Source organism: Candidatus Bathycorpusculum sp. (assembly GCF_009778815.1).
In the GTDB taxonomy this organism is placed as follows: Archaea; Thermoproteota; Bathyarchaeia; order Bathyarchaeales; family Bathycorpusculaceae; genus Bathycorpusculum; species Bathycorpusculum hydrogenotrophicum.
Window position 1 is genome coordinate 1 of record NZ_WRFL01000054.1, and the last position, 15,502, is coordinate 15,502.

The window sequence follows — 15,502 nt, forward strand, 5'->3', positions numbered from 1 at the left end:
CCAAACCAGTTTCTGCAATCCCTACACTGAATCTGTACTCTCAGGCCATGTCCTTTGGACTAAAGTCTGGGCCAGCGGAGGTGTAGTCGGCGGAGATGCAGGCGGAACACAAGAAACAGGCCATTACTGGTCAACAAGACAATACCAACCCCAATACGCCCCAGTCATCATGAACGGCATCATGTACTCCCAACAATTTGACGTATCCATGGGCGCAAACATGGGCTCAGGCATACAAGCAGTCAACCTCTTCAGCGGCGAAACAATCTACACCATCAACACAACCAACCCACTGCGTTGCGGTATGACCACCAGATACGGCCATATCAACCAATATGGCGCCATCGGACCATTTCTTTGGACAACTGGCACACTCCCAGCCGGTGACACAGGCGGAACCCTACTTAACCAACAAAACAGCACCACACAATGGAACATGTACAACGCCCTAAACGGACAATACATCCTAAGCGTCGTCAACGGCTCCTCTCTAAACCTAAGACCTGACGAAAACGGCAACTTGATCGGATACTTTATCAACAACACCGCTGGAACCGAAACAGTCTATCCCGCACCCGGACAAAGCAAAGTAGTAACAACCACCGGTCCTCACCTAAGCATGGTAAACATGACTATGGCTATCGGTCAAACTGGCGGATCATGGCAAGCACCTAGAAACACTGTACGCCAAATGTCCACCGGCATAATGTGGACCGTAGAACTACCCAATAACATCTCAGGCATACCCATCAACCCCGGACTCTACATTAACGCAATTGTCGGCGACGCAGTCGTCATGACTTCAGGCATGGTTCACTCACAAGGCGCAGGCGGCGAAACCGCCGGCTGGAACGTTTACTGCAGCATCGATGCAAACACAGGCGAATTGCTATGGGCCAAAAACTTGACCTACACCGATGGATGGAACTCATTTTTGCCCTACACAAGAACATCCACAGCATACGGTGAAGGCATAATCTACAACATGAACGACGTCAACTATGCCATCGAAGCATTCGATGCACGAACAGGCAAAAAAGTCTGGACTAACACATTCACAGGCGACAATGGAGCAGCACCAAACAGCTATGACCTCTTTAGCCTAAAACCCTATGTGGCAAACGGCTTACTTGTCACTGAGGGCCTAGGAGGCGACATATGGGGTCACAACGCAACCAACGGCAACCTAGTCTGGTACACCAATACCACCAAACTCATCGGCGATCCAGGCATCGAAACACCCTACGGTATCTGGCCGCTTTGGGTCTTCAACTGTGCAGGCTTTACAAACGACGTCGGATACCTCCCCATCGGCCATGAATACAATCCACCTTTGTTCCACGGCGCACAAATGTTAGCAGTCAACCTAACCGATGGCTCCCTTATCTGGCACGAATTAGGCACCTACACCCGATCCACAGCCATCGCATATGGAATCATGCTCTCGATGAACGCATATGACAATCAAATCTATGCCTTTGGTAAAGGCCCAAGTAAAACAACAATCTCAGTCCCACAAGTCGGCATATCAACCTCAACGCCCATAACTATCACTGGCAGAGTAACCGATATAGCCGATGGTTCAATGCGTCACGATGTAGCTGCAAACTTCCCAAACGGTGTCCCATGTGTCTCTGACGAAAGCCAGAGTAAATTCATGGAACATGTATATCAGCAGCAACCAAAACCATCCGACACCACAGGCGTCAAAGTTACCCTCAATGTAGTCGACGGTAACGGCAACTACCGCTCAATCGGATCAACAACAACTTTTGATGGTACATACGCACTTGTTTGGACTCCCGACATCGATGGGCCATTCCATGTGATTGCAAACTTTGAGGGCACTAACAGCTACTATCCCTCATCAGCAACAACCTACCTCTACGCAAGCGACCCTGCCGCACCCGCACCAACTACTTCTGACCCCACAGGCTTAGTAACATCCGCTGACCTGCTAACCTACCTCTCAGTAGGTGTCATCGCAATCATCATTGCAATAGCAATCGTAGGACTGCTTATCCTCAAAAAGAAATAAACAATAAAACAAAATAATCCTCCATTTTTTTATTTTTAGATAGTTATTTGTTTTCACCCTAAATCCTCATATTTTTGGTTGCTCGTCACACTCAGCAGGACAGTTTTGTTGCTAAAAGCGCTCAAGCTGGATTTATAGCCCGTTTACGCAAACAGATCAATCGCCAAACAGGTACTTGTCTAAAATCAAACTTGAGGGCTACAAAGCAAACTAAACTTGACCAGTGTGAAAACAACCGAAATCTTCATTTTGCTCTTAAAAGCCGAAAATCCTGTTTTGTCAAATGTTATCTGTGGACCTTAATTTTCTAAAAAACAGGTATCATCCCGATGAGTAGTAACGGGCGATATTTATCTCAAATCACTGGACTTTACAAAGTTTTAAATATATATTGATTCTCCATGAGTTTTTAAAACAAGCACTATTTGCCTTGTTTAACTTAGGAGCAAAAAATGAAATGAACAACAAAAAAGTCATGTCTGTACTAATGGTTCTGTTTCTGACTACATTAATCGGAACCTCACTATTAGCAACAGCAAGTGCACACAACACAGCAAATGATCAATCAACTTGGACTATTATCTCATATGCTTACATGAGCGTTGCCCCCAACCCCGTAGGTGTCGGTCAACAAGTCAATGTTTGTATGTGGGTAGATGTTGCGCTTCCAAGCGCGACGCTAGAAAACGAGATTCGTCGCCATGACTACAGTTTAACTATCACTGCACCCGACGGGAAAACTGAAACTCACAACTGGCCCATAGTCTCTGACCCCACTGGTGTACAATTCTTCGTATACACCCCCGGTCAAATCGGTAACTATACCTTCTTCTTTAGTTACCCCCAGCAAACCTACACTTGGGAGGGTACCTATAAAGGTGACATATTCACTGCAAGTAACCGAACAAGAACTCTAACTGTAACCGAGGAACAACTCCCTACCCCAATCGACAGTTACCCGCTTCCAACTGAGTACTGGACACGCCCCATAGAGCAACAAAACACCTACTGGTATTCCATATCCTCTAACTGGTTAGGCGCACCCTTCATCACTGGTGCAGGTGTAGCATACACAGGTGGACAACAACCTGATGGAATTGCACCCGAGAGTGCTCACATCATGTGGACTAAACCGTTACAGTATGGTGGAATTGTCGGCGGAACCAATACTCAAATACTAGGCGAAGGCTACTACGAAGGCTTATCATATAACCCACGTTTTGGCAACCCTATCATTATGCATGGAACACTGTTTTACCAAGAACCCCTAGGCAACAGCGGTACAGGAGGCGACTATCTCTCAGTTGACCTACGTACAGGTCAAGAGCTTTGGCGCATAAACGCTTCTGCAACTGGAACATCCTTGGTTCCATCCTTTGGATACATCTACACCTATGATGGTCCCAACCAACACGGTGCTTTGCCTAACGGTTTGCTGGTAGCATCCACAACTGTTGCTAACCAAGGTACCGTTTGGCGCACTTATGACCCCCGTACTGGCTATCTGACTTCTATGAACATCACAAACGTCCCAGGGGGAGTAAACGTTGCAGGTCCATCAGGTGAATACCTCAAATACGTCTTGACAAACTATGGCACAGCAAGCAACCCCGACTGGTATTTGGCGCAATGGAACAGCTCTAGAGTCTTTGGTGGCGGTTTGGGTACAAATCCATCCAACTGGTATAGCGGGCGAGTAAACGCAAGCCTGCCTGCATGCTATGACTGGAACACCTCAATTAGCCTCAAAGGAACCGGCTGGGGCGTCGGCACAGCAACAAGAGGCGCCGTTCCCCTGGTCATAGTTGATGATCTACTTCTCTGTGTTCAAGGAACCTTTGGAGGTCACGTCGGCGACTCAGGCGCAACCGTAACCCAAAACCCAGCCAACATTACTGCTATCAGCTTAAACCCCGATAAACTCGGCCAAGTACTCTGGACCCAAACCTACCAACAAGCACCCGAAAACAATACCCGCTACATATCCACATGGGACCCAACCAACGGTGTCTTTGTCTTCTCCGATAAAGAATCCTTTGCCAACTATGGTTACAGCACAACCACTGGAAAACTCCTCTGGGGGCCATCCTATCCTCCAGACACATCCTCAGTTGACTGGAACTTTATGATCTGGCACACACCCTTTACCCAATACGGCAATCTCTACACCTGCGGCTATAGCGGTCTACTCTACTGTTATAACATCACCACCGGCCAACTCTCCTGGACATTTGGAAACGGCGGCCCCGGCAACAGCACCGCTGCAGGTCTCGCAAATCCATACGGTTACTACCCACAATTTGTCGAATCAGTCGCAGACGGTAAAATCTACATGGTAGGCAACGACCACTCACCTAACAGCCCCCTGTTTAAAGGCTCGCAACTACGATGCGTAGATGCCATCAACGGCACAGAACTCTGGAGCACATTTGGATGGGGCAACATGATGAGCGGCAACTGCGCCCCAATTGCTGATGGCCAACTCACAGTCTACAACCCCTATGACGGCCAAATCTACAGCTATGGCAAAGGCCCAAGCGCACTAACTGTTGATATAACACACGACGTGATTCCAAGCGGCAGTAGCGTTATGATCAAAGGCACCGTAACCGACATCGCCTCAGGCACCCAACAAAATGAACAAGCCGCCCGATTTCCACACGGCGTACCCGCAGTTTCCGACATATCCCAAAGCGATTGGATGGAATACGTCTACATGCAAAAACCCCGGCCATCCAATGTCACAGGCGTCACCGTTACTCTCTCAGTGATTGACTCAAACAACAACTACCGCCCAATCGGCACCACCACCACAACTGATGGCTTCTTTAGCCTCAACTGGACCCCAGATATCGAGGGCCACTACACAGTCTACGCATCATTTGAGGGCAGCAACTCCTACTACCCATCACGTGCCGTAACAGCATTCGCAGTTGACCCCACAGCACCTACACCCACAGCACAACCCCCACTTCAGCTACCACCCACCGAACTGTACTTCGCCCTATCAACAGTTGCCATCATCATTGCAATTGCCATCGTCGGCACAATCATCATCTTTGTGCTCAAAAAACGACCATAAAAAAATAATAAACAACCAAACTCCCTCTCCTTTCTTTTTTATTGACAGTATGCCTCCCAAAATAGACTTTAAAATTTATATGTTCGCTATAGACTTATGATGAACAATTGATTTCGTAGAAAGCAAATGTTGCTTTGATGAGGAACTTTAATAAATGATGTTTGTGCAAGCCCGAAGTAAATTGTTGTTTGGGTAGGCCATTTGATAACATTGTTTACTAACAAGAGACAAAATATGTCTTTGGCTTTTGGGAAAGAAGTGATTGGTCCGCTAAAAAAATTCAGGTTCGCAAAGAAGCGTATCACAGTTCATTATCCCTTGAGATTGTTGCCCTTTTTGTGTGTCGCCCAAACCTTTTCTTGTTGAGGTGGTAATAATATGAACAGCATTCTCGAATACTTGGATTTGTGTGTAGAGAACGATCCTGCTCGTTGTGTGTTTAATTTTTTGGATTGCAGTCGCGAACCTTTTGGTATGCAGAAAATTAGTGTGAAACAACTCTATGATAAATCACGCGATATGGCCGGGACATTAAAAAAGAAAGGTGCAAAAAAGGGTGACCGGGCCATAATATTTTCTATGCAGGATGCCGGTACCATCTATGCAATTTTTGGCTGTATGATGGAGGGGGTTATCTTTACTGTTATTCCACCACCTATTGATGAGGCTAAATTGTCACGGTTTATTTCTGCACTTAACTCCTGCAAACCAAAATTTCTCATATCCAATTATGCCCTAGAGCAAGAATCAAAAAGAAACATAACCAAGACCCTGCTCAAAAAAGCGTTTCTGCGTGTTATAACTCTCAAGCGCATATACACTGACAAGTTAGCTAAACATGAGCACTATACTCCTCATAGAAACTATCACAAAGATGATCTGGTATATCTACAATATACCTCAGGTTCCACATCTGAACCTAAAGGCGTTATGGTAACAAATGAAAACCTAATGAGTTGCATTGACGATTGTAGAGAAATCATAGATTTCACAGATGGTTACAATCTTGTATCATGGGTTCCATTTTATCACAATATTGGCTTGATGGCCGCTATATTTATTCCCCTTGTCGTCAAAACAGGTACCGCATATTTAATACCTACCCTTCAATTCCTGCAAAAACCAACAATCTGGATAAAAACCCTATCTGATTTCAAAGTTAATGCAACCGTAGCACCCAACTCTGCATATGAGGCCTGCACCAAACTCATCAGCAAACAAGACGCCAAACAATATGATCTATCCCATGTAACCCTTCTAATTAATGGATCAGAATTTGTGTACTCACAAACCATAGAAAAATTCTGCGACCTATTTGATATCCAGCAAAAATCATTCGCAGCTGGATATGGCTTATCTGAATGCGTTTGTGTCGCTACCCTCTCACCTCTTTGCTATAAATGCCAAAAAATCGACGTTGATCAATATCTAGCCGGGCGATTCATTACAACGGAGAACAAAAATCACAAATTAGTCGTCAGTCTAGGTCAACCATTAAACAATTTAAAAGTTTTAACCGTAAAAGACAATGGATCTCTTTGTGCAGAAAATGAAATCGGAGAAATCTACATTCAAGGCAACAACGTTTGCCAAGGTTATTGGAAAAATCCCTCTGAAACAAAACGCTTTCAAGCAACCATTAACGGAGTTGAGGGATACTTTTACCGTACAGGCGATATGGGCCTAATCTTTGAGGGCGACCTCTACCTCACAGGCCGCTTAACCGAGATGATTATTGTTAATGGCAAAAACATTTTCCCAAGCGATGTGTCCCTTCTTCTACAACAACAATGCCCCACCCTACAAAAAGACACCATAAGCATTTTCTCTATCCAAACCGAGAATAAAGAAGAACCCATACTCTGCCTAGAAAGCGACGAATGCGCCTTTGCTCCTCTGGTACGCGATATTAATCGAACAGTGGCACAGTCCTACAACTTTTCCTTTAGTAACATTGTGTTTGTCCGAAAAAACACCTTCCCCCGTACCGATAACAGAAAAATCAAAATAAAAGCCATCAAACAACTCTATGAACAAAACAAACTAGATGTGCTATACAGCACAAAAAACTCCCCTATCAATGATGTTACCAATATCTCAGATGAGTTAACAATCACCTTATCAGCAAAGGCTTCCATAGACGAGATAAAAGCCTGCGTAAGATCAGTATTTAAAAAATTCGTTGCACCTATAGAGTTTGATGATACTACCCTCTTTACGGATCTAGGCACGAACTCTCTTACAGTTGTTGAGATGCTAAGTAAACTCGAACGCCAATCAGGTATAGAGATCGATATTAGACAAATTACCAGTGCATTGAACGTAAATGACCTCTCACTCCATATTCAACTCTCCCTGCGAGGCGAGAAACATAACTCACTCAACTTAGATGCCGAATGCATTCTACCAGACGATATCCGGCCCCAACAAAACTATACCATACAACCCGACCAATGTCACAATATCTTTCTCACCGGAAGCACAGGCTTTTTGGGCGCCTATTTAATTCGATCTTTAATTAAACAAACTAATGGAAATATCACTCTTTTTTGTCATGTCCGAGCAGAAAACCAACAAAACGCCATGGAACGTATCATTAAAAATATGCAATTCTTCCAATGCTGGGAAGAAAACTTCCAAACCAAAATCATAGCCGTACCCGGAGATCTAAAAAAACCCCACCTAGGCATTGAAGACAACCTCTACACTAACCTCTGCAATACCATAGATGCCATATATCACAACGGGGCAATATTGAATTTCTTGTTTCCCTACAACCAACTCAAACAAACAAATGTTAACGGCACCATTGAGTGTTTGCGCTTTGCATGCACAGGTACCCCCAAATATTTCCACTACGTTTCCTCCTATAGCGTGTACGACAATCCCAGTCACTTCAATAAAATCGGCTTAGAATCCGACCCTTTGCTATCCTCAGAGGGATACTTTTTAGGCTACTCAGAAACAAAATGGGTTGCTGAAAAACTCGTAGCAGAAGCAACAACCCGCGGCCTAAAAACGACCCTCTATCGTCCAGGAGAAATCACCGCCTCGCTAAAAGAAAACATTTGGAAACTAGAAGATATGATAAGCCGCACAATAGTGGGATGCATCCAAATGCACGCTGCTCCCGATATCGACATACGCCTCCCCCTCACACCGGTAGATTATGTAAGCGACGCAATCATACACATATCACGCCAAACAAACGCCGTCGGCAAATGCTTCAACCTTACAAACAAAACTCCCCTAAACTTTAAAACCATCTGTCAATTCACAAAAAACGCGGGATACCCCATAGACATTCTCCCCTACGATGAGTGGACCCAAAAATTAGCCGCCTGCTCATTTGAAGAAAACGCTCTAAGCATCCTGTCGCGACTTTTCATCGACAAACGCAAAGACGGCGAAGGATTAACCGAACGATATGGAAGCAAACAAGCCCACATCGACACCACAAACACCGACAACCTCCTAGAAGGTAGCAAAATCCAATGCCTAACCATAGACGAAAAAACATTCCACAACTATTTGACATTATTCTCCAAAATGGGACACATCCCAACCCCAAACCCCCCAACCGAAATCCCAAATAAAGACACAACAAAAAACAAAACTAACCCCACTCCATCTACCAAGAAACCTAAAAAGAGTTCAACTAAGTCTGCTTCTAAAAAGAGTTCAACTAAGTCCGTATCTGAAAAGAGTCCAAAGAAACCCCAATAGCCCTTTATTTTAACGAACTAGCATGGCGCAATAACACTGCGGTATCAATCTCTCTTACTGAGGGTAGCTCTTTAGAGCTTGAACATATATGACCCATGATTTCTTCAGTGTCATAAATGCAATGATAAAAAATCTCTAGCTCTAAAGAATTTAGCACACTAAATGCAGATAAAGATTCTAACAAACCTTTTCCTTCACATTTAACTCGGCTCTCCTTTTTTGTCCAAACCTCAAAAAAACGTTTATTCTGTAAATCGCTCTGAGCTGATAAAATATATTCCTTCTCCTCAGACACAAAAAATCGCTCTACGACTTCCATATCAATCGGTCTGATCTTTTCTATATCAACACCTACCGATATATCCCCTATTACACAAGCGATCTGCTGATGTGCATGAGAAATATTGTAGTGCGTTTGCGGATTATTTACCAAAAAAGGTTTACCATAAGGATTAACCGCAAATTCCAGTTGACTGTTACTAAGCCCCGTGATACGGCATATCTCCACTCGCGCTAAAATATCTCCTAACAAAGAGTTTTGTCTATCCCGAAAAAAACACAGCTTATTGATCTGTTTCTGTTTTTCTGATGAAACAAGTGATAGCAAAATCTCATATTGATCCCGCGTAAGATCTGGGATAACTTTGAGCATAACAACCTCTAACATGCTTCTCATCCCAAAGCAACTGACAATATCTCTAATGTTGCAGAAGCGGTATTTGTCTTTTCTACACTATTGTGGTTAATAGTTTTGTCGGTGTGTCTCAGTGTAAGCCCTTTTGTGTGAGTTTAGGTTATTTGTTGAATTACAAAATCTAAACAACGGTTATGACTCTTTGCTTTCTCAAGTTAACCACAATTTACAAACCTCTGCTATGAATGTAACCCAGGAACAAAAGCAAAAATCTAAAAACCCCGAAAACAACCCAGTCACTGTTAGCTTGGTGGCAAGGATTTAATGTATAGAGCTGTCATAGATGCCGATGAGGTGCACAAATATATCTCTGGAAAGACTACCGTTGCCTTTGATTTTGAAACCGCACCCGATGAAAAATACCACAACGAAAAATACGCTGCACTAGACGAGCATAAATCCCATATAGTCGGCGTTAGTTTCTCAGTTGCAAAAGGCGAGGCACTATATGTCCCTCTAACCCACAAAAATGGAACAAACGCCAACCCTGACGAAATCCGAAAAATACTCCTATCCTTTGCAATCGATCATACAGTTACCAAAGTTGCACACAATCTCGAATTTGAAGATCGCTTTCTAAAAGCCCAGCATATCAAAATGTGCCGGCCCTATTGTTGCACGTTTCTAACAGCCCAAAACACACTAAAAAACGATGTATCATGCGGACTAAAAAATCTCACACGTGAAGTCTTGGGTATACATCTGCCAACATTTGCAGACATAACCCAAGGAAAAAACTTTGACGAACTAAATCCCCAAGACCCAGCAACAATTAACTATGCCTGCGCTGACGCAGATTATGCCCTACAACTTTATCACATATTTAAACCGACATTAACTGCGGGCAACATACCTGACTTTGTCCAACAATCTCAAAAACAAAACGTCCTGCCCTAGGTAGAGTTAATGGTTGGCAAGTAAACATTATATGGTTCCGTGAGAATCCATTGAAGCGTGTTGTGTAAAGTGACGGTGCCTTCCAACTTAGAACATGCTAGTTTTTTGCATCAAATATTTAATTTCAAGTTGATTAATCCCCGCTTGGGGCACATTAAGCGAACCGGGATACTTTTACTACTTTTTGCATTGTTAACTTCAGCAGTGATTGGCGCCTTGTCTGTTAATTTGGCAGGTGCACAGACCTATGCCACTATAACTATTCTGTCTGATGGGAGTGTTGAGGGAACCAATAAAATCCAGCGGGATGGAGACCTCTACACCTTTACAGGCGACATTTTTGGAACCATAATTGTCAAAAAAGCAAACATTACAATTGATGGTGCCGGATATACACTGCAAGGAAATGATGGCGGTACATGGACCTCGACGGGGATAAGGTTGTACTCCCTTGAGTCTGATGATGTCGGTTTTTTTAATGTTTGTGAGGGTATTTTAGTTAAAAATGTGCGGTTTTATGATGTATTTGAGGCTATATATACTAGTTCAAATAATAATAGTTTTATCAATAACAGTTTTGATGGTGCAAGAATACACATTATTGGGGGCAACAGTAGCGTAGGAAATGTAGTTAAACACAATATTTTCACTAACCATGCGAGCATATTTGTGGATTATTGGAGTGGCACAAATGAGATTATAACTGAAAATAACTTTATCGACAGTAGTCATATATTTGTTAGTTTAGCTTTTTCGCCTACGGTTGATAGGAATTATTGGAGTAACTACACAACAGCCTATCCAAATGCTAAAGAAGTGGGAAATTCAGGCGTTTGGGACACACCCTATGTGGCAGCGGTCTCTCAGAATGAGGTTCCCTATGCTGATTACAACCCTCTGGTGAACCCTGTAGCTGATGCTGGTGCTCCTCCAGCTCCACAGATCACTGCCAACCCTGAAATTCCAATAACCCTAATAGCAATTATAATAGTCGTTGTAATAATTGTGAGCCTGAGTTTGCTGATTTACTTTAAAAAACGTAAATAATCATTAACGCCAAGTTTTAGCTTAGCCCTTTGAATAACCTCCGTTAGTCAAAGAGTCATATCAACTAACTCTTAAATCACTAAGCAAAAAATTGCAAAAAGAAATAATGTATGTGAAGTATTATTAATTATATTTGATGAAAATTATGTGAGGTACAACATGCAAGGCGACAAAGTTTTATAATAGCTATGAATAACTATATATCGAGCTTTCGAAAAAATGTTTGCTTGAACAGGGGACGAGAAATGCCTGCACAAAATAAACAAATAAACAAATATGGGCGCACACAAGCCCTAAAAAGAAGCAAACAAAAAAAGGTCCTTGCGCTGGTATGTGTTTCGGTTGTGGTTATCGTTGTTGTCGTTGCTGCGCTTGTGGTCTTTAATTCGCCTCAACAAAGTGCTGATCGTGTTTTCACTGATGGTCATCAGACGATTACACTGTACGATGACGGCACGTTTGTTGCTGCGCTCGCCCATGACATGAGGGGAGGCACATACACCCAGAACACAGTAAACGGTGTTGTCACAGTTACTTTCCTTTCCGATGAGGTAAGCGTAACCAGTAGCATTGTGGATGATGTCTTGTCGATTCCCAAAGAATGGCAAGACGCTCACGGTCATGGCACACAATTGCCATTAACGTGATTTCCTGGGAATGGCAGAACCCAAGGAACGGGGCGAAAAATAAAAACTATGTGACTAAAAATAAGCCGCCCTTTAAGCGGCAGTTGATATGCGCTGACCTGCTGATGAAAACTATGTTAACTGCCAGTAATTGGTTATTTTTCTGTGGTTCAACAATATGGTGGAAAGGGGTAAGGTTGTGGTGGCGGTATCGCCGCATATGTTTGGGTTTTAATTTCTGTGTTTCTGCTGGTTGTGTTATCTGTTTCTGGTTATTTCCTTGGGTTGTTTTGTTTTTGTTTTCATGTATTCGTAAGTTGAACACAACATATTTTTTTAGGTGAACTTAAAATTTATATGTATGTTTAACTATTTTAGGTTAACCTAAAATGGGTGTGGTGTAATATTGCAAAAATCAACCCAAGACTACCTGAAAACAATTTACAGCCTATCCAAAAATGGTGAAATGGTAAGCAATACCGACATTTCCCAAAAACTTGATGTCGCACCCTCCAGTGTAACAGAGATGCTAAAAAAACTAGCTGAGGCGGGATACATAAAATATTCTCCCTACCATGGTAGCTCCCTCACCGAAATAGGACTAAAAGAAGCCCAAAAAATAACCCGAAAACACCGACTACTTGAAAGCTTTCTATCAAAAGTACTGGGCATAGGCAACGACAAGGTACATCACGAAGCATGCCAAATGGAACACTCTCTCTCAGACGAAGCAGAAGAATCCCTATGCCGCCTCCTAAAACACCCCGACACATGCCCAGACGACAACAAAACAATACCCGCATGTGATCTGCCCTTTTCAAACTGTGAAGAATGCATACAACTACACCAAAAAGGTCTAGAACAAGTCGGAAAACGCGACAAAAACCTCATCTCCATACGAGACCTAAAAAGCGGCACATTTGGCAAAATCAGCTTCATACGAGGCGAACACAAAGTACTCCAAAGACTCCTAGACATGGGACTAACACCGGGAACAAAAATCCAAGTAGTCAAAATAGCACCAATGGACGGCCCCGTAGAAGTAGCAGTCAGAGGCTCCAAACTAGCCATAGGAAAAGACATCGCCTGCAACGTATTTGTCGAACTCGAATAACAAACAATGGAGACTAAACTTTGACCCATCAAAATAATACGCCAGCTAATCCAAAATATAAAACAGACATAGCTGACACTACAGAAAAGAGCAAACAGTTTACTTTTGCTCTTGCAGGAAACGCAAACGTAGGTAAAAGCGTAATTTTTAACCAATTAACAGGGTCAAATCAAATAATTGGTAACTGGCCAGGAAAAACCGTTGACCGTGCAGAAGGTATCCTGAGCTTTGAAGGTCATGAAATTAAAGTCATTGACTTACCCGGTATCTACTCTTTCTCAACATTTTCTATGGAGGAAATAGTTTCCCGGGACTACATCGCCTTAGAAAAACCCGATGCAGTCATTAATGTGGTTGATGCCTCAGTTTTAGAACGCAACCTGTTTTTTACACTACAACTTTTAGAGATGAATGCACCCCTTGTTTTAGTCTTAAACCAGATAGATGTGGCAAAAAACAAAGGCATGCTCATCAACAAAGACAGATTATCCGAAATGTTGGGAGTTCCAGTGGTTTTTGCTACGGCTACTCGTGGAGAAGGCGTTTATGAAGCTGTTAAGGAAGCTGTAAAAGTTGCAACAAGTAAACATAAACATAAGCAGTTAAAATATCATAAAGATCTTGAAGAACAAATAGAAAAATTACAACAAATAGTTGAAAAAGAAAACCTCGACTTGAAATACCCCTCCCGCTGGATAACAATTAAACTGATTGAAGGCGACACAGAAATCACAAAATTGGTCGCTGAAAAATCACAAACAGCCATTTTACAATTAAACCTCATTTCAACAGAAATTGAAAAACGTTATCAAGAAAAATGTTTCTCCATTATCGCCTCTGAACGCTATGCTCTTGCAAGCTCTATTGTAGCCGCTTCACTTCAACAAGAAAAAAGCTCTCACCGCTTTACAGACAAACTAGACTGGTTTGCTACACACCGTATATACGGTTACATAACAGCGTCTGCAGTAATTGGCGGTCTACTTCTTTGGACATTTTTTGTCGGTAATGCGTTTTCAGGTTTAATTTCGCAAGGACTAAACTTGATCTATTCCGTTGATCCGGAATTGTCAACCTCAGCACCTATTCTAAGCATTATTCTTAACGGGTTCTGGGGCGGAATAGATGCAGGTTTAACCCTAATAATACCCTTTGTCATACCCTTCTATCTCCTATTAGCTCTCATAGAAGACTCTGGACTGCTAACTCGCGTAGCTTTCATGATGGATAGTGCAATGCACAAAATTGGGTTACACGGCAAAGCTCTAATCCCGATAATTCTTGGATACGGCTGTAGCGTCCCCGCCATACACAGTTGCAAAATCATGGAAACCCGACGCGAACGTCTCCTATCGGCGTTTGCCATAACTTTTGCGCCCTGCTCAGCCCGAACCATAGTGCTCTTTGGTATGGTTGGCCTATTTGTAGGTATACACTGGGCCTTACTACTCTACGTTGTTAACCTCGCCATCATTTTCATTATGGGCCGCGTTGCCATGAAAGCAGTCCCCGGAAAATCCACAGGACTAATCATGGAGATGAGTAGCTTCAAACGTCCATCCATAAATTTTGCTCTAAAACAAACCTGGACACGCACAAAATCCCTAATATATGTAGTCTTCCCAATATACATCGTAGGCAGTGCACTTATACAAGTATTATATGTCTATGATATACTCACACCTGTCAGTAATACCCTCTACCCGCTTACCGTTCTATGGCTAGGGTTACCAGCATTTGCAGGTGTGCTCCTATTGCTGGGCACTGTTCGCAAAGAATTAATTATCTTAGGCGCAGTAGCAATCCTTGGCACAACAAACCTGCTCACAGGCTTCACCCCCATACAATTAGTGGTTATGGCTCTGGTAGCTATGCTCTATATTCCATGTGTTTCAACAATGGCTATACTTGGTAAAGAATTCGGTTGGAAACCCGCCGCCCTAATCTCACTGGCAAATATCGGTACAGCACTGATAATCGGAGGCCTAACTTTTCATATTCTAAACTTTTTTACATAGAAACAAACATTTAGGTAAGCATTGAAATTAGCTAGATTTTTACATTTATTCCTTATTTGAAACTCTATTAGTTACATTCCAAAACCCGATTAAACCCTCAACCACACCATATCTGCTTTTCTATCTCTAATTTTCCATGTTCTATCCAATAAATGGGTTACACTTTCTATATAGTTGTAGAGAGTGAGTTTGTTGGATCGAGATGTTGAGAAATTAAAGAAGTGGATGATTAAAAAGAAACTGGAAGGTCAACCAGTTAA

At 42.8% G+C, this 15,502-nt stretch carries 9 protein-coding genes; 8 read left to right on the top strand and 1 reads right to left on the bottom strand.

The genetic code is table 11. The annotated features are described in order from the left end of the window. The 3 genes from FWF39_RS09570 to FWF39_RS09580 form a co-directional block, all read left to right on the top strand. Positions 1–2,038, top strand: a 2,038-nt coding sequence (locus FWF39_RS09570; RefSeq protein WP_343383220.1) for a PQQ-binding-like beta-propeller repeat protein, incomplete at its 5' end; no start/stop codon positions are given. Between the two features lie 457 nt (positions 2,039–2,495). After that, the gene (locus FWF39_RS09575) at positions 2,496–5,120 is read left to right on the top strand and encodes a PQQ-binding-like beta-propeller repeat protein (RefSeq protein ID WP_343383221.1); all 2,625 of its coding nucleotides are present in this window, start codon (positions 2,496–2,498) and stop codon (positions 5,118–5,120) included. A gap of 378 nt (positions 5,121–5,498) precedes the next feature. After that, positions 5,499–8,846 carry a thioester reductase domain-containing protein gene (locus FWF39_RS09580; protein WP_343383222.1) on the top strand — a complete coding sequence of 1,116 codons (3,348 nt, stop codon included), beginning with the start codon at positions 5,499–5,501 and terminating at the stop codon, positions 8,844–8,846. Between the two features lie 4 nt (positions 8,847–8,850). On the opposite strand, the gene FWF39_RS09585 is transcribed toward FWF39_RS09580, so the two are convergent. Then, positions 8,851–9,513: a 4'-phosphopantetheinyl transferase superfamily protein gene (locus tag FWF39_RS09585; protein WP_343383223.1), complete on the bottom strand. Its 663-nt coding sequence runs from the start codon at positions 9,511–9,513 to the stop codon at positions 8,851–8,853. A gap of 291 nt (positions 9,514–9,804) precedes the next feature. On the opposite strand from FWF39_RS09585, the gene FWF39_RS09590 reads away from it, so the two are divergent. The 5 genes from FWF39_RS09590 (at position 9,805) to feoB (ending at position 15,242) form a co-directional block, all read left to right on the top strand. Next, positions 9,805–10,437, top strand: coding sequence for a hypothetical protein (locus tag FWF39_RS09590; protein ID WP_343383224.1), 633 nt, complete (start codon positions 9,805–9,807; stop codon positions 10,435–10,437). A gap of 216 nt (positions 10,438–10,653) precedes the next feature. Beyond that, entirely contained in the window at positions 10,654–11,484 is an 831-nt protein-coding gene (locus tag FWF39_RS09595; RefSeq protein WP_343383225.1) for a hypothetical protein, read from the top strand. Positions 11,485–11,729: 245 nt separating this feature from the next. After that, the gene (locus FWF39_RS09600) at positions 11,730–12,131 is read left to right on the top strand and encodes a hypothetical protein (protein WP_343383226.1); all 402 of its coding nucleotides are present in this window, start codon (positions 11,730–11,732) and stop codon (positions 12,129–12,131) included. Positions 12,132–12,516: 385 nt separating this feature from the next. Next, positions 12,517–13,224 (top strand): metal-dependent transcriptional regulator, encoded by a 708-nt coding sequence (locus tag FWF39_RS09605; RefSeq protein WP_343383227.1) that lies wholly within the window; start codon positions 12,517–12,519, stop codon positions 13,222–13,224. Positions 13,225–13,244: 20 nt separating this feature from the next. Further along, positions 13,245–15,242 carry a ferrous iron transport protein B gene (gene feoB / locus FWF39_RS09610; RefSeq protein ID WP_343383228.1) on the top strand — a complete coding sequence of 666 codons (1,998 nt, stop codon included), beginning with the start codon at positions 13,245–13,247 and terminating at the stop codon, positions 15,240–15,242. Positions 15,243–15,502: the final 260 nt, after the last annotated feature.

Excerpts from the sequence above, each read along its gene's own strand:
- FWF39_RS09580 (WP_343383222.1), top strand. The coding sequence starts at position 5,499 with ATGAACAGCATTCTCGAATACTTGGATTTGTGTGTAGAGAACGATCCT.
- FWF39_RS09590 (WP_343383224.1), top strand. The coding sequence starts at position 9,805 with ATGTATAGAGCTGTCATAGATGCCGATGAGGTGCACAAATATATCTCT.
- FWF39_RS09585 (WP_343383223.1), bottom strand. The coding sequence starts at position 9,513 with ATGTTAGAGGTTGTTATGCTCAAAGTTATCCCAGATCTTACGCGGGAT.
- FWF39_RS09600 (WP_343383226.1), top strand. The coding sequence starts at position 11,730 with ATGCCTGCACAAAATAAACAAATAAACAAATATGGGCGCACACAAGCC.
- FWF39_RS09575 (WP_343383221.1), top strand. The coding sequence starts at position 2,496 with ATGAACAACAAAAAAGTCATGTCTGTACTAATGGTTCTGTTTCTGACT.